Here is a 20,872-nt window from a genome sequence, read left to right on the forward strand (position 1 = left end):
AGCATTAAAGTTTAGCGTTAAAGTTTAGAAAGTATAAAACCCTACTTAATGATCAGTAGGGTTTTTTATGTGTTAAATTCAGTGATTTCTCGACATATTGATGCTGCTCACAGTTACGGAGCATCATTATTGCAGAGTGTGAACCACCTTAAGGTTTACCAGCGTAAAAGCACGTAGGTTATTACCATTGCTATTTTACTTTGCCGCTACAGGCAACTTTCAGTACAAGGATCTATCATGTTTGATTCAAAACCAGATAAAGCTTTTTTCGATCGCGCTAGTCAGTTTATTAATGTTGCTAATGAGTTTAATCAAAATCCCAAGGTAAAAACGGGTGAAGTAAGCGCTTCATTCATGTATTCCTTAACCCGCTACAATGCTTGGTTTGCTTCTACTGGTTTTGATAATGCCGAAGAGATGCAGCAGAAAAAAGCTGACATGGTGGCCTATTACACTGAAGAGTACCGTAAGTTGTTAGAAGGTAATATGGACGATTACATTAAAAACTTTGATCATTACCGTAAAACACAAAAGTAAACCTGTTGCTGCACAGCGCAAGATTATGATTTAAAAAATCCACTATCAGAGTATCGTTAAGATAATCGACAGTGGATTTTTTATCGTTAATTATCTTGGTGTTGACGATTAAGCCCTATCAAGTGTCTCATTTTATACTCCGAGTAATGTTAATTACCCCGGCAACAACGGCATCGCAGTTTTGTTTCCAATAGAAACGGGCAAGACAAGATGACCAAGTTCCTATGTCGCGTTGTGCTTAGCAGTACTGAGTACTCTGCAATCTGCAATCTGCAATCTGCAATCAACAATGTGAAATGGGCTCATCAATAGGTGCTATAGCGCTAATTGTTGCCGATGCAGCCATGCTACCGGATTGCCTAACAGTGGTAACTGCCATACACCATAATGCTCATCATCTTGTAGGCGGTAGTAGCGAATATCATTATCGAACAATAGGCTGCGGCGCAACGAGCTGTAGAAAGTGAACAGTTCGCCTTGTTTTCCTAAATGTTGATCTGGAGTGAGGTGTTGATGGTCAACGGTCATGAAAAATACACTTATGTTGTGACCTTCTTGCTCTATTTGTTGCTCATTAAATTGATAACGAGCTTGAAACTGTATCGATGCCCCATCGCAATTTAACAGGCTAATACAGGCATCAACCGTCATAATACCTGCTTTGTCTTCGTTGTAGAGCAAGGCCATCCTAAAATCGACTCTTACGATGTCACCAGATTCAGTCGGATAATAAATATAATTATTATAATGTTGCTCGGTTAATTCAGTTGTTTGTACAGCCGCTTTGGGTAAGGTTAATTGATTTCTGGACGGCGTGGTGGTGAGCTGTATCTTTTGCGTCAGCTGCTGTAATTGTACTGAAGATATTAAGGCGTTATGGCTAACGGTATTGAGCAAGCCCGTTTGAGCGCAATCACCTTCTGGGCACATTGCTAAACTGTAGTAATGATTGTGTTGTCCTAGCCATTGGGGCTGGGATGGATTAATTATGGGCAGCGGCAATGAATCACAGTGATCTTCTGAGGTCGCCTCAATTACTGCTGTTAATGGATGTTGTTGGCATAACGTAAAAGGCAGGTTTACTGAGGACGGTTGCCATAATCTATACCCTATAACGGCGATAATGATACTCAAAAATATCAATATAACCATAGCCTTCATGGTTAGGGTTGCACGGGTATGTTTATTTTGCTTTGTGGCCTGTGGCGCGTTTAATGCGTAACCATGACGCGGAATGGTTTTAAGCTCTATTGACTCATCGCTGGCAAGCTTTCGTCTTAAGGTACTGATGCATTGATTGAGAGATGCATCAGTCGCATTGCGGTTAGGCCAACCAGCTGATTGTAAATCGGTTTTAGTGGCGACACCTTCAGCCAGTATTAGATGTTTTAATACTGCATTTTCTGAAAACGATAATGAGTGCTGCTCATCTGTTCTAGCATCCGTCAGGGTTTGTTTGTCAGAATCGAATAGCAAGTTGGCCAGCAACAACATGAAAATTCCTGAGTGCGTTAGAAGAGATATAATATAGCGAAATGTGGTTGATATTGATGTGAAAGTGGTCAAAGAATTTGACCTTCCTCAAATAAAAGGGGCATAAATGCCCCTTTGGTGGAGTGATGATGAATTTGGGGATTAATTCAATTTATGCTGTTGTTTGAGTTTGTCTAATTTATGGCAAGTCACACAGGATTCTGTTTCCAGTTCATCCTTAGGGACACCAAAACGACCGCCATTTTGCTCCATATGCGCACGTACATGGGGCTTAATTACCATGGTATTGCTGTCTTCGTCATACCGCTTGGCATGGCATGAATAACAAGTTGCCGACACTGGGCTCACATAAGCATCGACGTTAACATCAGTGGCCGGATATGCTCTGCTATCAGGATCATAAGTCAGATCCAATGCTAAGGGTTTGCCTTCTTCAGTTAAACGCTCTGCACCAAAAGTGTCACCTTCATGACAACGGTAACAGTTGGCTTGGTTAGCGGGGTAATTTACTGAGCGGATCCAATCCGGTTGTTTCTGAGTTGCCCGCTGGTTGTTATGTAATGAATGCATCCAGATTTTATGATCTGGGTGACTCACAACGAGTTGCTCAACAAAGTCTTTGTCACCTTGCACAGTATGACGTTCGCGAATGGCTTGGGTCGGCGGAGTATTGGGGTTATGACATGCGACACACGCATCAACGATATCAGCAGTTGAGGTGCCGTAGCCTTTACCGCGAGGCATCATAGGCTTAAATGCAATAGCTTCTTCACCATCATTACCGGAGAAACAGGTCGTATTCGCCAGCTCAAGGTTTGACTCAGTATTGCGAGAGTGACAACTGCGGCAATTTAGCTCGGTAGTATCCGTTTCTTCGTTGTAACCATGACAAGAACCGCAATTTTTGTTTGACACAATCGGGCGACGTTTAATTTCATCACGCAGGCCATAGGCATCAAAGAACCAACGTTTGTTATAAGTAGCATTGCTCTTAACGCCTTCGGCACCACAGGTCGCTGCTTGACCTAAATCATCCGTACAGAAAAAGACTCGATTCGAGATAAAGCCATAATTGTCTGAGGTGTCACCTGCAAAGGTATCATTCATCTCAATTGGCCCGACCCGGTAAACAAGGTTGCCATCAACTAATGCATGCACAGGCGTTAAGGGACGTAATCCGCTTTGCTCTGACGTCATTCGTTTGGTGGTTTTACCGTAAACAGTATAGCCGCGGCCTTGTCCCATGTGACCAGCAAGCCCTATACCGTCTTGTTGCCCTTGGGTGAAATTAACATCAATGCCCCAGTTTACGTACAACTCAAGCCCGGATAAATAATCCCAATCTTTCGCTTCTGTGCTAGTAAAAGGCAGCGGTTGGCCTTGTTGATCTTCAAGTCCAACCACGATTTCTGCAAATGATTCACCTTCAACATCAACAATCTTCGCATCGCTAATGTTGACATTCATTAGGCTGCGGCCAGCGATACCGGCATCGGCTTTGCCTCGGTGTTTATCATAGACATGCTCGGCACTATGGCAGCTTGAGCATTGGCTGTTATCACTCATACCGCTATGATCTATGTTGGCTTCTTCTAAGTTATGACAACTAGAGCAATTTTCACGAGTTGGCATTGTTTGCCAGTTTAACGCTTCAGTGTGTTCGGTTGTTTCTTCATTGTTGTGACAAGCTAAACAGTTACCAACGGTCTCAGAGCTAACACCAATATGAGCTTGATGAGCAATGATAGGCCATGTTTTATCATCATCGACTCTGCCTGCTGAGTGGCAAGTGGCACAGTTTTCTAGGCTATCACCGCCATGTTTAATGCTGGCAATGTCTTCATGACAGCTTAAACATGTTTGACTATCGACAATATTACGGGTGAACGATAGCTCAGAACCATCGACCATGTAATCAGTGTTTTGATATGTGGTCGGCACTAACTCAGTGCCATTTACGCGGAGGATAACGCGTTGAGGTAAGCTTGCATCATAGCCATTTGGAAAGTAACTGCTATCGGCTAAGTTGGTACCCATTGTGTATTGGTATTGGCCGTTAGCAAAGTCGGTTAGCTCTCCTGGGCACTCTTCATTGCAGGTTTCGTTGAGCAGGTATTGCCAAGCAGAGCTATCACCATTAATTGGTGCGAGTAACTGAGCGGCTTCAACTCTAATGCTGTTAATTTTTGTGACTGGCGTCCCTTGTTCATTTTCAGCAGAGAATTTAAGGGTAATATTACCTTCAGAGACAGAAATATCTTCAATATCGAGGGATAAAACCTTCGCTGAAGGGCTGCTAGGTGGTGGTGAAATACCGTCTTCACCATCACGGCCATCGTTACCACACCCTGCCATAACAAGAGCGGCTAGTGACATGCTATATGCCCATATGTGCTTTTTATTGTTCATCATGATCATCTTAATTTTAGGATTATTAGTATTGCTTCCGCCGAGGACATTAGCTAAAGATGCGCAGATTTGATGAGTGAACTGTTTTAAAAATAGAGTTTTTTAGAGGGTTTGGCCTGATTTTAGATATTTTTAGCTTTTTTAACTGAAGCTGCTGGTAGTTTGGCTTTGAAAGTGGGGCATTCTAATAAATAAAATCCACTATCAGAGTATCGTTAAGATAATCGACAGTGGATTTTTTCTGATTTAGTTTTTTGATTTAGTTTGATGACTCATCACCACTAACCATTAACCACTAACCACTAACCACTAACCATTAAGCCAATCAGCCTTTAATGTTATAGGCCCCAGTCGTGTTGAGTACCACGGTAATGGCAGCATCGCTGGTGTTTTTCCAATACCAACCATGGGCACCTGCAAAAGGGGTGGTTAATGAGCCTGTCACTTTATTTGCAGTACTGATGTTGTAGCTTTCATAGTAGCCAGTGGTATCGCCTTGGGGCTCACCGTGAAAGTCAAAAAACAACGGCGCTTCATCAAGGGTGTGCCATTGATAGGTTAAATGCGTAAATTGATTGAGCAGTAATTTATATTCCAAGCCTTTACCTGCAGGAATAACCACATTGACGCTATCCGATCTTACCGCTGCCGTTTTTCGGGCTTGTTTAATGTCTGCAACTAATGGCGCGGTGACAATGACTAACGCTGCACTCTCAATACCATCTACACTTTCTTCATTAATCACACTTCCTGCATTTTCAACAGCCCCTATTTCAGCTGCTTGAGCTATTTTGGTTAACCCTAAGGCTTTGCCAATACCCGTCGGGTCGATATTGTATTCAGCAGGTAATATGGCTGTGACCAGTACAATCGCGGCAATAACACCTGCAGCGATACTGGCTTTAATAAGCGTTGCTGTGGAATGTACAGGAATAGCTATGGAGTGCACCGGAATAGCTATTGGCTGCAACTGTTGTTCATTCTTGTTCATGTTTGTTCCTTAAAAAATGCGGTAAATGATGATGCATATTCCGGCTGATTAATTGATAAAATAGCCAGTTAATTGAAAGCCCACTAACATTAAGCCGCTGCTCATTAGCAAGGTATTGGCGGCGGTAGAAAACTGCAGGTAGCTTTTATGACGTCGCCATAAGCTCATCACGATCAGTACCAATCCCAATGCTAAAAATTGGCCTATTTCAACACCGACATTAAAGGCGATGATGTTGGCAACCAGTCCATCGCTGGGGAGCTGAAACTCTTGAATCTTGGTGGCTAAGCCAAAGCCGTGAAACAGTCCAAAAATCATCACTGCAACTTTAGTATTGGGTTGAAACCCGAATAGGCGTTTAAAGCCGCCGAGATTATCAAAGCCTTTGTACACAATTGAAAATCCAATAATGGCATCAATCAGATAAGCATTAATTTGCACATCATTTAACACGCCAAATAATAGCGTTATGCTGTGGCCAATGGTGAATAAACTGACGTAAATCAGCACATCTTTAGTGCGAAATAAAAAGAATATTACCCCAACTAAAAACAGTAAATGGTCATATCCAGTGACCATGTGTTTAGCGCCAATGTAAATGAAAGGGAAGATGGAAACGCCCTGATTTAAGGTAAGAAATTGCCGAGTGTCTTCATCCACTCCATGGGCGAATAAAGAAAATGAAGCGAAAAGCCCCATGAATATCACGGCCATTTTTATGGCTGTGGCCAGTGGTTGGCTCATTGTTGTAACTCCAATAAGTCACGCACAAACGCGCGTTATAAATATCACTTTACGACTGAGCTTAATCATTGAAGCTCTGCTGAAATAACTCAGTTTGGCCTTGATGAATGCGCAGTCAGTTAAATCACTCTTATTACGAATATGATTATAAAGTCGCTGACTTATTGATGTGGTGGAGGTATAGGGGGAGCAAATTGGTAACTTTGATAATCTATTGGATTATCTGAAAGGGTATTGGTATGGGCAAATTCAGCGACAAATATGGATTCGAATGGTGGATGAGCCGCAGAGAGTGACTGATTAGCATGTTCATGATCAGCAGCGGACTTATCAGGGTTATTCGCTGCTAATATTTCTGCCTGTGATTCAGTGGCATTAAAGGTTTTTTTAAGTGTATTTTCAGCCTCTTGGTAAGGATGAGAGTGCTGTGATAAATCTGCATGGTGATGGGCAAGCACGATACCTGATGGATGTTCTCCGTGAGGGTATTGCACTGAGAATGCCGTACTAATAGTAAATAACTGACACAGCAATACCACTAACACTATTGATAGTGTCATAGGGGATAATGGCCTAGATGAAGATTGCAGTTTGGCCTGATCGTTATTGAAGTTCAGTTGTTTAAGCCTTGGCACCAAGTAGCGTCATTTATTAAGGTGATTAAATCAGATAAACCTTAAAACTACTAGAGCTGCAATTATTGGTCATCGCCAGTAAGGCAAACTAGACTTGAACAGTCGTTCATTGTAAAATTGAGCAATCGTTCAATATAGATCTGAGACTAAGATTATGACTAAAGCAGCCAAATTTAATCGTGAGGAAACGATTCAAAAAGCGGCCAACCTATATTGGCAAAAAGGTTTTCACGCGACTTCAATGCGTAACCTGCAAGAAGTAATCGATTTACGCCCTGGTAGTATTTATGCCAGCTTTGGCAGCAAAGAAGGCTTGTTTAAAGAGGCCTTACAATACTATGCGCAAACGGGTGTTGAGATGTTAGCCCAGTGCCGTATTGATGCTGGCTCGCCCCTTAGGGCGTTAAAACTGTTTATTGAGCGCTCAGTGTTAGCCAACAAATCAACCGTGCCAAGTGGTATGTGTATGCTGGTTAAAACTGTGGCAGAATTAACCACAGACAATGCCGATTTATTAGCTGAAGCTAAAAGTGCCTTAGGGATGGTTGAGGCTGAATTTGCCGCACTACTCACTGAAGCGCAGCAGTTAGGTGAGTTAGATACGACTCAAGATCCACAGGCGTTAGCACGTTTTATTCAAGTGCAGATAATTGGTATTCGTACTTATGCCCATGCCAATCAAGATGACGATACCATTCAAACTCTCATTGATGGTGTATTTGAAAGTTCGCAATTAATGCCTGGCCATTAAAAAGCGTTTGATTGTTGCAATGGCAATGCAGCGGCTAGGGACAAAGAGCACTAAAGTAAAACCTCTAAATAAATGATTTTATTTTTAAGGGATGAATATGGCTATTACACTGGCTTTTGATGTTTATGGCACGCTAATTAACACCCATGGGCTGTTGGCACAATTGCAAACGCTGGTGGGTGATAAAGCCTTTGGGTTCTCAACTACTTGGCGCGAGAAACAATTAGAGTATTCGTTTCGCAGAGGCTTGATGAACAATTATGTTCCTTTTAGTGAGTGTACCCGCCAAGCGCTAGATTATACCTGCCTGTATTATCAAATATCTTTATCTTCAAGCCAAAAACAAGCCTTACTAGAACGCTATAAAACCTTGCCAGCATTTGCAGAAGTAAAGCAAGGCTTGCTGGCATTTAAAGCCCAAGGTTATCGGTTATTTGCCTTTTCAAATGGTACTGCCAAAGCGGTTGAGCAATTATTGCAAACAGCAGGCCTTATTGAGTTATTTGAAGCGATAGTGAGCGCCGATGAGATCAATACCTTTAAGCCTAATCCGGCTATTTATCAGCATTTTTTGCAAGTGTCAGGCTCAGTCGCCAGTCAAACTTGGTTAATCTCCAGTAATTCTTTTGATGTGACGGGGGCTATATCGGCAGGGCTTAAAGCAGCTTGGGTTAAGCGATCACCAACGGCGATATTTGACCCTTGGGAGATTCAGCCCAATGTGATCGCCACTGATTTACTAGCATTAGATAATATGATGAGCCAATTTGCGATTAAAGAGACTTAACGCCGCAGTGATAACATTTACCAAAGCTTATTTAGCAGTGAAGTTAATGAGCCGTGCTCTAAAAGCTTAAAGCAGAACGGGATAAATCCCATCAACAGCGGGTTCATAAACTAAAAAACGGATGATATTTATCATCCGTTTATTATGTCATCGGCTTTAAAAAAGTCTCACCATTAGTTACTTTCTAACTCTGCCAATAGTTGCGTCAGTACCTGTTTATATGACTCAACCGGATGAGCGCCGTTTAAGGCACTAGTGCGGTTAAATATAACCGTCGGTACCGAAGAAATCCCCGCAGCGGTCCATTGGTTTTTTTCAGCGCTGATATGCTCTCTGATGTCGGGGTTGTCTAATAATGCCATAGCCTCATCGACGTTAAGCCCAATAGCTGCCAGTTCATTGGCCAATACTGCTCTATCTGAGACATTTTTATGCTCAGTAAAGTAAGCGCTAAACAAACGTAATTTCAATTCAGTTTGTTTATCAAAACCTTTGGCGTAATCCAGCAATATATGAGCATCAAAGGTATTAACGATATGCATATCGTCGCCAAAGTTAAACTCAAAATCGAATTCGGCGCCGCGCTGGGCAATATTTTCTCTGGCTTTGGCGCTATCTTCAGCACTTGAACCATATTTACGCGCCACATGTGCACGTAATTCTTCACCTTCTGTAGGCATATCAGGATTGAGTTCAAAAGGTTGCCACTCAAGTTCAACTTTGTCTTCTATCCCCAGCTCTTTAATGGCTTGCTGCAAACTCTTGTAACCGACCACACACCATGGACAAACTACATCTGAAACGATATCGAGTTTAATTTTATCTGACATATTACACCTGCCTTGCTATGTGATTTTGGACTTATGCTTTTCTTGGGCTTGTACTTAGGTTTGTACTTAGGTTTGTACTTAGGTTTGAACTTAGGTTCGAATTTAGAATTGTACTTGGATTTAGCTTTGAAAATGATTAAAGCTGATAATTATCAGCTTTAATGTTAACCGTAAATGTCTTACTTATTGGTGGGCGCTGAATTAGCGGCTACTTTTCCCAAGCAAATTGTTGAAAAGGCTTATCCACCGGAGTATGAGCAACATGGTTTACGTAGTTGCTAATGACTTTTTGTGACAGACCTAAAATGATTTCCAGTAACTGTTGCTGGCCATAACCTGCCGCAAAGAAGGCTTCCATTTCAGCATCAGATAACAAGCCACGGTTACGCACCATCAACAATGTTGTGTCATGTAGTGCTTGTAATTTAGCGGTTGGCATTGCGGTGCGATTTCTCAGTGCTTCAGTTAACGCGCCATCCACTTTCATCATATGGGCGATGCCAGTATGGGCTGGTACACAGTATGTACAACCATGTTCAACATTAATGGTTTGCCACACTACCGTTAATTCTTCGGCATTGAAAGATGAGCTTTCAAATAGGTTATGCAGTGTTTGATAGGCCTCAAAGGTATTCGGCGATTCAGCAAGCACTCCATGAAGATTGGGCACCATGCCAAAGCTTTTTAAAGACTGTTCTAACATCGTTTTACTTGCTTGTGGTGCAGACTCGATAGTGTGAATAGTAAATTTGCTCATGATGATGCTCCGAATTTGAATCTTCTTATAAATAATTTAGTTCAAGTCAGTTAGCTCTAGTAAAAAATAGGGGGTAACTTCATTGTGTGAAATAAATATAGACTTAATTGAACGATCGTTCAAGCTTTATTTTGAACGATTGTTCAAAATAAAAAGTGTTTTGCGATTAATGCATTGAAAAAGCGTAGGTTTAAGTTTAATTTCTCGACGTAATTGTTGAGTGATAGCCATTTTTTCTCAGGGCAAAGATAAGCATAAGGGCTTGAGGGAAGTTATTGATACTGAGCAATCGTAAACTTGAAGCTTATATCAACTATTAGGCGGCGACTTTGTTTGGATTCAGTTTGGCAGCAAGCTATGATTAGTTTAATCAACGTTAGCTGAGTACGCTTATTCGAGCTTATTCAAGCTTATTTGAAGTTGCTTGAAGCTTCCAAGGACATGATAAATGCAATCGATTACTAAACAGCTGAGTCTTTTTCTTGATGTCGTGCAGCAGGGTTCGTTTACTAAAGCGGCGGCATTGCACGATATGGATAACTCGTTACTGTCAAAGCAAATCAAAAAGTTGGAAGCCGAATTAGGGGTGCAATTACTTAATCGCTCAACGCGCTCGTTTTCATTAACCTCAGCAGGGGAAGAGATCCTCGAACAAACCCAGACTTTATTAGATACCCTAAATCAAATCCAAAATATTGCAGATTCATATCAGTCTGAGCCGAAAGGGATTATTAGAATTACCTCGTCTATCTTCTTTGGTCAGGAGTATCTGCAACCTGTCATCAGCCAATTTATGAAGCAATACCCCAATGTTAAAGTTACCCTGTCATTGGATGATAAACGCGCCGATATCATTTCTGATCATTTTGATGTGGCTTTTAGGATTGGCAAGCTCACAGAGTCGAATTTGATTGCTAAAAAAATTGCTAATACTCACTTTGCCATCTTGGCTTCAGAGGCATTTTTGGCGGAGCATGGTCACCCGAAAACCCCAGAAGAGTTAATTCAATTGCCTGCGGTTATTTATAGCAATGGTAATGTCATCTTAGATCAGATGCGCTTATCCCAGCAGCCCCATGGCGAACAGTTTAAAAACTATAAAATGCAGGGGAATTATAAAGTCAGCGATGTCAGAACCATTATTGAAGCGGTGAAGGATGGCTTAGGTTACACTCATATTGATTTATTTAATTTAAATCAGTCGATTACTGAGCTTAAATTAGTGCCATTATTAACCCGCTATTCACTTTCCACTATGGATACTGGCATATATGCTGTCTATCCGCATCGTAAGCAAACCCTGCTAGTGAGTGAGTTTATTAAAGCGGTGCAGCAATATATTGGCACGCCACCTAAGTGGGTTGAACACGTACCGAATTATAAAAACTTATATAAATAAACTGAAACTAATTTTAGTGATGGTTATTCATTGTAAGTGAAAAGTGTGGTGTAAGTAGTTGTTTTTGAAAGTGTTTGTTTTCAGTCGCAATGAATTAAAAGGAGGGTATACCATGTCTGTAAACAAGTTGATGAGCTTAGGATTCATGCTATTACTTACTGGCTGCGCCGCAACGCAAGCCAGTAAGCAAAAAGCGGCCATGTATCAGTTTGATGAGTTACAGCAGGTTAACTCGATTAGTCATTTTCGACTTGATAGTTGGCGCAGTATCGATAGCCGTAGTTTATTTATTGACGTGCGCCCAAGGCAAAGTTATTTACTGGTGCTTGATGGCATTGATAATAATTTGCAGTTTGCACAAGCCTTATTGGTCTCATCGAAACTGGGGACAGTTGAAGCGGGTTTTGATACGGTATCGACCGCGGCAGAGCCGCAATTCACCACCCGAATAAAAAGCATCTATCGCATTGATGATAAACAGCAAGAACAGCAAGTGAAACAAAAAATAGCAGGCTTTTCAGCGGTTAAAAAGCCTTAGTGGTTAGAGAGTAAAATTAAGCTTGCAGCAGTAACGACAAGTGTCAGTTTAAAAACGATTTTTCACTTGAAAGCGCCACTCCCAATCATCGACATATTCGCCGCTGGTAAAGGGCACCGCGAAATCAATATGGCCGACACTACCGTAGCTGGATTTTGATGAATACACTCTGGCACCAATGCCAATGCTGCCAATGGGGGCGTTGACTTCATTATTGTCATCAGGCCCGCCAAACGCCTGTCCAATATCCACAAAGGTGGCCCAGCCAAGTTCAGCAAGTTGATATAAATTGATGTTGGGATAATAGCGGACTTCTCCTGTGAGCAACCATTGATTATCACCATATTGATAGTCGTTAGGATAACCTCTTACCCCTGTATCATCGCCTAGGGCAAAGGGGTCATCGAGGTAATTATTTTGCGAGCTGGCTAAGCGGGTTTTAGCGTAGGCGGTCCATTTAGGGTTAATGTGGTAGAAGTATTCACCTTGGATGCTGATATTATAGTAATCGGCTTGGCTGGTGTTAAAGCTGGCTTCACCAGTAAGATTAAATAAGAATAAATTATCTTGTTGTTGATAGCCTCGACTGCTACTGACCGTTAGGTGATAGCCTACAGAAGACTCTTCGGCGACATCGCGAGTCTCAATGCCTAATTGCACAAAGTGACGCCAGCCTAAGTTAAAGTCCTCATGATTATTAATTAGATGGATATTAGTAAACACCTTATAATCATCTTGTAAGTATTCATAACTTGCCCAAGGGTATAAAAAGTCTCTGTCTTCAGGCAAGGCTTGATTTGGGAAGGTCTCACTGGGCTCAAATTGGTGTTTATCTTGGGTAAAACCTAAGCTAATTCGCGATAAATCCGCCTCTGTTTTATCAATAAGCCAGCCATAGCCGATAGCGGCATAATCGACATTATGCTCAAACTCATTAACGTCTTGGCCATTTTGTCTTAAGGTATCAATACGTTGATCGGTTAAGTATTCTGCGAAATACCTATCGGGGGTATCTAGTGAGTAAAACGGCTTATTAAAATACAGTTGGGTTGCTTGACCATCACTATTATCATACCAATTGGCAGCAATTGTGGCGTGTTTGATGAATTTTAGTGGTGCTGAAATGCCAAACTTATAACCGGTTCGATCAGCATTTGATTGATATTTAAAGCGGGTTTTAATGCCGCGTCCCATCAAGTTATCTTCTTTTATCCCGACAGAAAACTTAGTTTCACCACCGCTAGAGCTTAAGCTGAAGGTGGGCAAGAGTGACCAATTATCCCAGGTTTCCACCACCACAGTATCTTGCTCATTCTCTGCGCGAGGATCTTTTTCTGCGAGATAAATTTTGGCTTCTCGCAGGTAAGGCTCGGCTCGCAGTAAGCGCTGGGATTCTGCAAAGGTTTTTTGATTTACCTCATCGCCTTCAGTGAACGTAAGCTTATCGAGGATCGTTGCTTCAGTGGTGTTGATATGTAGCCAGTTGGCCCAGTGGTGAATAAAGAAGGCATCAGGGTCTGATTCATCAAAAATAGCATTGCTCTGCACGATAATGTTATCGACAGTAAAGGGGGTTGACTGGTTTTTGCTGTTTGTCATTACCAATGCCGAGGCTGAATGCTGCAGGTTGTTAATTTGCTCAGCATGTGCCGCGGCGATAGAGATAATCAAGGTAATAACAAGGATAATGGCTAAAGCGCAATTAGCGCGAATTATCACAATATTATTAGTTTTTATTATGGTACCTACTCAATTATTTATAGAAGGGATAGCTAATTAAGCTATTGAGTAAATAGCATTTAAAATTTCAACAGCTGAAATTAAATGCCTTATCTTAGTATGGCGGGTATTTTGAATTTCGCTGCTTTTTTGCGTAAAAATCAACAAGGGAGCGATGTGCTCCCTTGTTGGTGTTGCCGAGGGCCTTTTTTAGAGGGCCATTTTAAAAGGGCGGTTATATAAGAGGCTATTATATAAGAAGCTATTATTTAAGAAGCTATAAACTTCGCTTTGGCGGTACGATGACGTTAGCGAATATAAGCCCAGCAATCAGTGACATAAAAATCAAGAACACTTGTGAGCCAATATGGGCCTGATTGAGCATGGTTTCACCTGAAATCATTGCGTTTAAGCCGATATAGGTTTTACTGCCAGGCACCAAAATAACAATGCCTTGAAGTAGGGCAATGGATACCGGTGCTTTCATCCAACGGGCAAATAAGTTGGAGTAAATGCCCACCGCCAGTGCGCCGACAAAAATACCAATAGACTCGCCTAAATATAAGCCGCCAATCATGGCTGAAAAATACGCCACGATACCGGCAAAAATGCCCCAAGGTGAATCCTTAAGGCGGGCTTTAAAGATAATCACTAACGCCATTGAGAGTAATGGCACCGCCGCCCACGAGGCATAAATTGGTAGCGCGTAAGGCTCAATATGCACTGATTCGCCAAACATGACTTTACCCAGTGTCATGCCTAATACGGCGCCAAAATACAGCTTAAACAGCAGCATCATCGCATCCATAATTCTGGCTGTGCCTGAGATGAGATCCCGCGCGGCTAACTCCGCAAGCCCCAGTGTTAATGCTAAACCGGGAATAAAAATAATAATCCCAGAGAGGATCACCACAGGAATATTAATACTAGGGTCTAATATGGCAATACCGCAGGCAAGAATCGCACATATCACCGCCGCAAGGGGCTCAAGCATTTCTGCCATTCGTGACGAGCGCTCAGCCCAAAAAACCATGCCATAAACCAGTAGCCCTAGCATGGCTGACCAGAACACATCATTCCAACTGGTGTCCATCAGCATCGCAAAAGCGCCGGCGCTGACGCCAAAAGACAGCAAGGTTAATTTATGGCCGTAAGGGTTAGGCTTGTTGGCAATTTCTTCTAGGCGATTAAGGGCTTCGGTTAAGGTGCGCTGACCTGTGGTTAGCTCTTCAACTAAATCAAACGTGCGGGCAAGGGAGCCTAAATCTAACTCCCCTGGTTTGACCCGCGCCACATGATTATATTCTTGCTCAGTATCATGCTGTAACACGAAGGTCATTGAAGTGGGCGAGATCAAAAAATAGCCTTCAATCCCCAAGGTAGTAGAGACCGTTTGTAAATGGGACTCAAGGCGATATGCCGGGGTGCCAAATTTGTGCAACGCCTTACCTAATCTTATGATAAATCGGCGTTTTTCAATGAAGTTGTCATCGTTCATTTTGCATGGTCACTCTAGGGTAAAAGGGAGTCGTTATTTGGCGCGCATAGTAACCGAAATGTGCTTTACTGAATACCTACATTTGGCTATTTTTACGATTTTATCAGTCGGTTAAAAAGCATTGGCATAATTTAGTTTATACATACTGTAGACCAGAAATGTTTAAGCTGAGGTATTAACGCTCAAAGCGCAGGTCAAAGGGGGGATTAAAGGCAGAGGTTAGCGACGAGCCATGTTGATTTTTTGGCTGTAAAACCAGCAAGCAGACAGGTATCTATGATGGCAATGTTATAGCTAACGGCCTAGGTATTACCTAAGCCGTTGATGACAGGTTAATTAAAGCGACTGACTGTCTTTAACGATAGTGCTAGATGCTTTAAATAAATGAATCGCACCCCATGCCAAAATAATCATTGAGATACTGAGGGAATAGCGCAGTGATTGCTCGCCAAACTGTGGTACTAAAGCGTCACTGACCATGCCAACCACTAATGGTCCAAAGCCTTGACCTAAAATTGCCATACACAGCATGGTTAGTGCCACGGCCATGGCTTTCATTTTAGGCCCTGCAACGGTTTGCACTGCGGCAAATGATGGCCCAGTCCCAGTTGATAAGGTAAATACCCCTAAAAATAATAGCCCCAGTGCCAGCGTTGAGTTAGCAACTAAAAAGCTGCCGATAAAGATTGGAATGACAATCACAAAGCAACATGCGGCCCATTTGACTTCCCAGCGCTGATCTTTAGCAATAATCTTAGGGGCTAAAAACGCCCCTGCCAAGGTACCAAACAAGGTACCAAAGCCCATTACCGAACCATAAAGAACACCGACTTCTTCAAGGCTCATGTGATGGGTTCGGATTAAAAATGACGGTAGCCACTGCACAATGCCATAATTACCAAACGCGCCCATAGATAGCCCTAACATCAGGTTTCGATAGGTTCTTTGTGTTAGCAGATGTTTGATGGTCGCAATAAGGTTGAGCTTATCATTATCAGCATTGATGAGCGGATTGCTGACACTATCTAGGCCTCTGTTATCTTTTACTGTCAGCCAAACCACCAAGCCCACGATTAAACCGGGCAGGCCCATAAAAATAAAGGTCATTTGCCAACCCACACTGTTGGCCAGTAAGCCGCCTAAAATTAATCCCGCTAAAATACCAACGGTGCCGCCAGCTTGGAAAATACCAATCGCAAAGGCTTTTTGTTTACCGGGAAATAAGTCCCCCAGCATGGCGTGACTGGCAGGAATACAGCCTGCCTCACCCACTCCGACGCCAATTCTGGCTAATAGTAGTTGAATGAAGTTAACTGACATACCGCAAGCTGCGGTCATGGCACTCCACAGCGCCACGCTCACTGAGATAATCAGCGGACGATTATATTTATCAGCCAGTCTGGCAATGGGAATACCAAACACAGCATAGAAAAAGGCGAATGCAAAGCCGGTTAACAAACCTAGCTGCGTATCAGAAAGGCTTAAGTCGTGCTTTATTGGTTCGATTAACACCGACAATACGAAGCGGTCCATATAAGCCAAGGCGCACACTAGCGCCAGCATAAACAGCACATAATAGCGATTGGTCGCCTTGCTATCTTCGGCAGTTGTGGGCCGGTTTTCGGCGTTTAATGCGCCATCGTCGCTGATGACATTGCTGGAACTTTTCATAAATGATCCTTGTTATTATTGTTATCGGCGAAGCGTTTACGCGCTAATGGGAAAGCTGGCATCATTATCAATGGGATATATAGGGTGCGTGAGCTTGGTATGCGCAAATTCGCCCACTCTGGCGGTGGTAAGCCCGGGTGAGTCAGCCATCAGTAAGTGATCACTTACTTTTTGGTAGAAGGCGCGCCAATGTGCTGATGATTTAACGCAAACCACATCGTATTCATAAATATCAATTCCGTGGGCACGCCCCGATACATCGTCAAAAGCTTGGCCTAAACCGGTTTGCACAATCACATCCACTTGGCCAACGGTGAGTCTCACTGAAGGGCCTAAATCGAAGCTCACACCATTTAACATAGGGCCACGAATGGTTTCTATGCCATCAGAAATCGACTTTACATAAGCTGTGCACGCAATAGGATTGCCACTGCGAAGTGGATCTAACTTGCCACCTAAATTGACACTAATCGTTGCGCCAACACCCGCCTCAATCGCTTGCTTTACCACTTGGGAATCGCGAATATTAAAAAAGGCCACTTTACCCAAGTCGGTGGTGAGGATTTTACTCAGCAAATGGGTTGTGTCACCGGTACAGCCGCCACCGGGATTGTCACCGATATCTGCAATCACAATCGGTTTATTATCATTTTCCCAAAAAGCGGCAGGGGCTTGATAGAGGCCTTTAGTGGCAAGAATATCGGTTGTGATGGCAATGGTTTGATCGACATTAGGTGGCAGATTAAGGCTGAGTTGTCTGTTGTCCCAAATCCATTGGGCAAATTCAGTGGCAATTTGCTCAGCTAACACAATATCGTTGTCAGTGGTCACTAATACATACATGCCGCAATATTCAGTGTCTTGATAGGGAAAACCGTGCATTACCGAGCAATTGAGTATTTGAGGATTTTGTTCATAGGCAAGGCACTTATCGCGGATTAAGGTGCCAAAGGTACCTGCCTCCATGGTGGTTGAAGGCGGCAATAAAATCGGAATTTTCTGGTAATTCATGGTGGGCGTCAGTTGATTTAAAAAGGCGCTAACCCCAGTGAGTAGTGCTTCTTTGGCGCAAGGATTAAAATCTACGTGGGCATATTCTTTACAGGTGGTGTAATAGTCATATTCACGAGCAATAAGATCTGTCACTTTGCCATGTAAATCAGTTGAGGCAACGATTTTGGTGTCAACCCCAACGACCTCGCGGATGGACTTAGCCAGATCGCCTTCTAAATCTGAGGTGCTTTGGACGATACCTGCGCCATGAACCATCAAATAAAATACATCGACTGGCTCATTGGCTAATGTTGATAACAGCTGCTGCTTGACGGCGGCATAAGCATCGTCGGTAACTGTGCCGAATGTGGTGTTAACGTGCATGAATACTGTTGGGACGATTTCCCAGTCATTTTCGAGACAGGCATCAATAGCGCCGCCCATGGCAGTACCCGCAAGCTTTAATAGCGCTTCACCTTCATACACCACTAAATCTTTAAGGGTTGTCGGCCCAGTTAACTCTGTGGCATAGGTGTTTGTTTCATGAAATAGCCCACCGATCCCCACGCGAATTTTATTTGAATCTTTCATGCCACCACCAACTTGTAATCAAAACGTTAACGTTAAGATAGGGGCTTAAGCAATCACCACACTGTCACATTGATTACATTTGCTGAACATTATGCGCCGAAACAGCAGTTGTCAGTCCAGTGACAAAGACGCTGCTGGCAAATGTTAAGATGAAATCCTTTTGTTTGTTGCGTGAAAGTTACCACTTTGTAATCTGGGTGACAGATTGCCTCTAATCAGTTTGTTACCCCTAGATAAAGGCAAAGTTGTTGAGTTGCGCAGTTTGGGAGCGTGCTGTTTTTTGCTTATAAAAATAATCCAATAAACAAAAATAAATAAACAGGTGCGACGATGAAGAGAACACAATTAGGTATCGCAATTAGTGTGGTTTTGCTGGGGCTTAGTGCTCCAAGCTATGCACAAGAAAATGACCCTACGCAACAAGACAACGCCACAGGTATTGAAGTCATTCAGGTGACATCACAAAAACGCGCCCAATCAATTAATGAAGTCCCTATTGCCATCAGTGCCATGAACGAGACCGATATTGAAAGGCTAGGCGCGCAAGATGTGCGAGACATGCAATTTAGTGTGCCGAACATGATTGTCACTGGGTACATAGAGTCGTCACCATCTTTTGGTATTCGCGGTATTAGTGATCGCTCACGTAATCCAGGTTACGATAACCGCGTTGGGGTATATATTGATGGCGTTTGGGTTGGGCGCTCATCAGCTGCTAACCAATCCGCGTTAGATGTTGAACGTGTTGAAGTATTGCGCGGCCCTCAGGGAACCCTATTTGGTAAAAATACCGTTGCTGGTGCGATTAATATTATTACTAAACGACCACATTCAGATGAGCTGAGCGGGCGTTTAGGTGTGGATATTGGCAATTTTGGCCTGCAAAGCTATAACGGCAGTATTAATGTTCCATTTTCTGAAGATTTTTCAGGGCGCTTGTCAGTGACGAAAACCGATCGTGATGGTTTTGTTGAAAACAGCGATCCGCTGGGGGTGATCCTCCCAGCAGATAAATTTGTTGATGAATTCAATAATAAAGATGAGCTGGCAACCCGAGCGCAATTTTATTGGCATGCGGGTGAGAATACCAACGTGTCGTTAAGCTTTGATTATGTTGAAAATAAAGCCAACGTATTACTGGGTGAAAAAGTCGATGATCCACTCGCACCGGATGTCAATGTGGTGTCATTAGATTCAAGCCAAAGGTTAGATAGCACCATTAAAGGCAGCGGGCTGACCATTGATCATACCTTTGCCAATGAATTCCAATTAACATCGGTTACAGGCCTACGTAGCTCAGAATGGAACTTAAGTGATGTGGATGAAGACTATTCGCCACTGCCCTATGCCTTTACTGAATTTCAAACAGAAGACTCAACTCACTTCTCTCAAGAGTTAAGACTCGCTTCTCCTGCCTATGAAAGCTTTGATTACATTGTTGGCGCTTACTACCTAACCCAAAGTATTGAGGGTGACTCAGATGTCCAAGCCTTTGCACCTGCACTTAACCCAGCTGCGCCACCAGTGTATGTTGGTGCTAGCCGTGTAGCTAATGTTGATGCCGATTCATATGCGCTATTTGCCCACGGTAATTATCGATTTACTGATCAGTGGAGTATCACCGCAGGTCTTCGTTACACCTATGAAGAGAAAGCTATTGATTACACCATTGTTGATACTTCAGGCTTGTTTACTAATTTATCAGCCAAAGAGTCACGTGACGCATCAGATGTATCACCTACGGTGAGCTTAAATTGGATCCCTGTTGAAGATTTACTGCTATTTGCCCGCTATTCTCGCGGCTTTAAAAGCGGTGGTTATAATGCCGACTTAATCAATGATGCCGAAGCGTTACCTTTTGAAGATGAGTCGGTTGATTCTTATGAAATTGGCTTTAAGTCGCCATTTTTAGATAACACCTTAAATCTAAATGCCAATGTGTTTATCTCACAACATGATGATTATCAGGTGCAAAGCTTTACCCAACTGCCATCAGGTGGCACGGCTATCACCATAACCAACGCCGCAGAAGTTGAAAGTAAAGGCTTTGAGCTTGAGCTGCAATGGCAACCTATCGACAGTCTACAGTTGTGGGCAAACTATGGTTACACTGATGCTGAATTTAAAGCTTTTCCAGAGCCAGCAGGCCCTGGTACTGACTTCTCGGGTAATCAATTAGCTGAAGCGCCTAAATATACCTATGGCATTGGCGCTGAGTATCGTTATTCACTGAACTATGGCGATTTTGTGGTTCAGGCTGATTACTTCAAACGGGATAAGTTTTACTCAAACCCAGATAATGCCGTCAGTAACTTAAACCAAGAGCGCGGTGAAAGCGCTGCAAGAATTGGCTTTGAAGCTGAGTCAGGCGCATGGAATGTGTTCTTATGGGGTAAAAATCTGGCAGATGATGTGTCGCAAATTCATAACTCGACCTCATTTTTGGGCATAGGACGTGCTCAGTACAGCCAGCCAAGAACCTATGGCGTTAAAGGACAATATAAGTTTTAGCCTTGCAGGTGTAACCT

17 protein-coding genes are annotated in these 20,872 nt (G+C 42.8%); 6 read left to right on the forward strand and 11 right to left on the reverse strand.

What is annotated here, in order from left to right:
- The first annotated feature begins 237 nt into the window (after nucleotides 1–237).
- Nucleotides 238–537 carry a DUF3144 domain-containing protein gene (locus Q4533_RS13560; RefSeq protein WP_102440319.1) on the forward strand — a complete coding sequence of 100 codons (300 nt, stop codon included), beginning with the start codon at nucleotides 238–240 and terminating at the stop codon, nucleotides 535–537.
- Nucleotides 538–852: 315 nt separating this feature from the next.
- Here the strand turns inward: Q4533_RS13560 and Q4533_RS13565 are convergent, their stop codons facing one another.
- From Q4533_RS13565 to Q4533_RS13585, 5 genes are all read right to left on the reverse strand, one after another.
- Nucleotides 853–2,031, reverse strand: coding sequence for a winged helix-turn-helix domain-containing protein (locus Q4533_RS13565; protein ID WP_303502918.1), 1,179 nt, complete (start codon nucleotides 2,029–2,031; stop codon nucleotides 853–855).
- Between the two features lie 141 nt (nucleotides 2,032–2,172).
- Entirely contained in the window at nucleotides 2,173–4,407 is a 2,235-nt protein-coding gene (locus tag Q4533_RS13570; RefSeq protein WP_303502919.1) for a cytochrome C, read from the reverse strand.
- Between the two features lie 358 nt (nucleotides 4,408–4,765).
- Entirely contained in the window at nucleotides 4,766–5,431 is a 666-nt protein-coding gene (locus Q4533_RS13575; RefSeq protein ID WP_303502920.1) for a hypothetical protein, read from the reverse strand.
- A 48-nt stretch (nucleotides 5,432–5,479) separates the two neighbouring features.
- Nucleotides 5,480–6,175, reverse strand: a complete 696-nt coding sequence (locus Q4533_RS13580; RefSeq protein ID WP_303502921.1) for a HupE/UreJ family protein — start codon at nucleotides 6,173–6,175, stop codon at nucleotides 5,480–5,482.
- A 161-nt stretch (nucleotides 6,176–6,336) separates the two neighbouring features.
- Nucleotides 6,337–6,735 (reverse strand): hypothetical protein, encoded by a 399-nt coding sequence (locus Q4533_RS13585; RefSeq protein WP_102519723.1) that lies wholly within the window; start codon nucleotides 6,733–6,735, stop codon nucleotides 6,337–6,339.
- Between the two features lie 229 nt (nucleotides 6,736–6,964).
- Here Q4533_RS13585 and Q4533_RS13590 point away from each other — a divergent pair, with 229 nt between their 5' ends.
- Together Q4533_RS13590 and Q4533_RS13595 are read left to right on the forward strand one after the other, a co-directional pair.
- Nucleotides 6,965–7,561 carry a TetR/AcrR family transcriptional regulator gene (locus Q4533_RS13590; RefSeq protein WP_102440316.1) on the forward strand — a complete coding sequence of 199 codons (597 nt, stop codon included), beginning with the start codon at nucleotides 6,965–6,967 and terminating at the stop codon, nucleotides 7,559–7,561.
- A gap of 97 nt (nucleotides 7,562–7,658) precedes the next feature.
- The gene (locus tag Q4533_RS13595; protein ID WP_102530826.1) at nucleotides 7,659–8,348 is read left to right on the forward strand and encodes a haloacid dehalogenase type II; all 690 of its coding nucleotides are present in this window, start codon (nucleotides 7,659–7,661) and stop codon (nucleotides 8,346–8,348) included.
- Nucleotides 8,349–8,521: 173 nt separating this feature from the next.
- Here Q4533_RS13595 and Q4533_RS13600 read toward each other — a convergent pair whose 3' ends face one another.
- The gene (locus Q4533_RS13600; RefSeq protein WP_303412310.1) at nucleotides 8,522–9,178 is read right to left on the reverse strand and encodes a DsbA family oxidoreductase; all 657 of its coding nucleotides are present in this window, start codon (nucleotides 9,176–9,178) and stop codon (nucleotides 8,522–8,524) included.
- Nucleotides 9,179–9,386: 208 nt separating this feature from the next.
- Entirely contained in the window at nucleotides 9,387–9,935 is a 549-nt protein-coding gene (locus Q4533_RS13605) for a carboxymuconolactone decarboxylase family protein (RefSeq protein WP_102519720.1), read from the reverse strand.
- 448 nt (nucleotides 9,936–10,383) lie between these two features.
- Between Q4533_RS13605 and Q4533_RS13610 the strand changes: the two genes are divergently transcribed.
- Together Q4533_RS13610 and Q4533_RS13615 are read left to right on the forward strand one after the other, a co-directional pair.
- On the forward strand, nucleotides 10,384–11,334 hold the full coding sequence (locus tag Q4533_RS13610; RefSeq protein WP_303502922.1) for a LysR family transcriptional regulator: 951 nt from the start codon (nucleotides 10,384–10,386) through the stop codon (nucleotides 11,332–11,334).
- Between the two features lie 112 nt (nucleotides 11,335–11,446).
- Nucleotides 11,447–11,872: a DUF6491 family protein gene (locus tag Q4533_RS13615; protein ID WP_102440311.1), complete on the forward strand. Its 426-nt coding sequence runs from the start codon at nucleotides 11,447–11,449 to the stop codon at nucleotides 11,870–11,872.
- Between the two features lie 48 nt (nucleotides 11,873–11,920).
- Here the strand turns inward: Q4533_RS13615 and Q4533_RS13620 are convergent, their stop codons facing one another.
- From Q4533_RS13620 to Q4533_RS13635, 4 genes are all read right to left on the reverse strand, one after another.
- The gene (locus tag Q4533_RS13620) at nucleotides 11,921–13,471 is read right to left on the reverse strand and encodes a ShlB/FhaC/HecB family hemolysin secretion/activation protein (protein ID WP_303502929.1); all 1,551 of its coding nucleotides are present in this window, start codon (nucleotides 13,469–13,471) and stop codon (nucleotides 11,921–11,923) included.
- A 397-nt stretch (nucleotides 13,472–13,868) separates the two neighbouring features.
- Nucleotides 13,869–15,089 (reverse strand): threonine/serine exporter ThrE family protein, encoded by a 1,221-nt coding sequence (locus Q4533_RS13625; protein WP_102440310.1) that lies wholly within the window; start codon nucleotides 15,087–15,089, stop codon nucleotides 13,869–13,871.
- A gap of 336 nt (nucleotides 15,090–15,425) precedes the next feature.
- Nucleotides 15,426–16,760, reverse strand: a complete 1,335-nt coding sequence (locus Q4533_RS13630) for an MFS transporter (protein WP_102440309.1) — start codon at nucleotides 16,758–16,760, stop codon at nucleotides 15,426–15,428.
- 36 nt (nucleotides 16,761–16,796) lie between these two features.
- Nucleotides 16,797–18,344, reverse strand: coding sequence for a M81 family metallopeptidase (locus Q4533_RS13635; RefSeq protein ID WP_303502923.1), 1,548 nt, complete (start codon nucleotides 18,342–18,344; stop codon nucleotides 16,797–16,799).
- 330 nt (nucleotides 18,345–18,674) lie between these two features.
- Here Q4533_RS13635 and Q4533_RS13640 point away from each other — a divergent pair, with 330 nt between their 5' ends.
- Nucleotides 18,675–20,855: a TonB-dependent receptor gene (locus Q4533_RS13640; RefSeq protein WP_303502924.1), complete on the forward strand. Its 2,181-nt coding sequence runs from the start codon at nucleotides 18,675–18,677 to the stop codon at nucleotides 20,853–20,855.
- Nucleotides 20,856–20,872: the final 17 nt, after the last annotated feature.

The organism is Shewanella sp. 6_MG-2023 (genome assembly GCF_030547195.1).
GTDB lineage: Bacteria > Pseudomonadota > Gammaproteobacteria > Enterobacterales > Shewanellaceae > Shewanella.

What these genes read in the sequence shown, in the direction of transcription:
- Q4533_RS13635 (WP_303502923.1), bottom strand. Translation starts at nt 18,344, where the DNA reads ATGAAAGATTCAAATAAAATTCGCGTGGGGATCGGTGGGCTATTTCAT.
- Q4533_RS13570 (WP_303502919.1), bottom strand. Translation starts at nt 4,407, where the DNA reads ATGTCACTAGCCGCTCTTGTTATGGCAGGGTGTGGTAACGATGGCCGT.
- Q4533_RS13605 (WP_102519720.1), bottom strand. Translation starts at nt 9,935, where the DNA reads ATGAGCAAATTTACTATTCACACTATCGAGTCTGCACCACAAGCAAGT.
- Q4533_RS13585 (WP_102519723.1), bottom strand. Translation starts at nt 6,735, where the DNA reads ATGACACTATCAATAGTGTTAGTGGTATTGCTGTGTCAGTTATTTACT.
- Q4533_RS13580 (WP_303502921.1), bottom strand. Translation starts at nt 6,175, where the DNA reads ATGAGCCAACCACTGGCCACAGCCATAAAAATGGCCGTGATATTCATG.
- Q4533_RS13615 (WP_102440311.1), top strand. Translation starts at nt 11,447, where the DNA reads ATGTCTGTAAACAAGTTGATGAGCTTAGGATTCATGCTATTACTTACT.
- Q4533_RS13590 (WP_102440316.1), top strand. Translation starts at nt 6,965, where the DNA reads ATGACTAAAGCAGCCAAATTTAATCGTGAGGAAACGATTCAAAAAGCG.
- Q4533_RS13595 (WP_102530826.1), top strand. Translation starts at nt 7,659, where the DNA reads ATGGCTATTACACTGGCTTTTGATGTTTATGGCACGCTAATTAACACC.
- Q4533_RS13620 (WP_303502929.1), bottom strand. Translation starts at nt 13,471, where the DNA reads ATGACAAACAGCAAAAACCAGTCAACCCCCTTTACTGTCGATAACATT.
- Q4533_RS13630 (WP_102440309.1), bottom strand. Translation starts at nt 16,760, where the DNA reads ATGAAAAGTTCCAGCAATGTCATCAGCGACGATGGCGCATTAAACGCC.
- Q4533_RS13640 (WP_303502924.1), top strand. Translation starts at nt 18,675, where the DNA reads ATGAAGAGAACACAATTAGGTATCGCAATTAGTGTGGTTTTGCTGGGG.
- Q4533_RS13560 (WP_102440319.1), top strand. Translation starts at nt 238, where the DNA reads ATGTTTGATTCAAAACCAGATAAAGCTTTTTTCGATCGCGCTAGTCAG.
- Q4533_RS13575 (WP_303502920.1), bottom strand. Translation starts at nt 5,431, where the DNA reads ATGAACAAGAATGAACAACAGTTGCAGCCAATAGCTATTCCGGTGCAC.
- Q4533_RS13610 (WP_303502922.1), top strand. Translation starts at nt 10,384, where the DNA reads ATGCAATCGATTACTAAACAGCTGAGTCTTTTTCTTGATGTCGTGCAG.
- Q4533_RS13600 (WP_303412310.1), bottom strand. Translation starts at nt 9,178, where the DNA reads ATGTCAGATAAAATTAAACTCGATATCGTTTCAGATGTAGTTTGTCCA.
- Q4533_RS13565 (WP_303502918.1), bottom strand. Translation starts at nt 2,031, where the DNA reads ATGTTGTTGCTGGCCAACTTGCTATTCGATTCTGACAAACAAACCCTG.
- Q4533_RS13625 (WP_102440310.1), bottom strand. Translation starts at nt 15,089, where the DNA reads ATGAACGATGACAACTTCATTGAAAAACGCCGATTTATCATAAGATTA.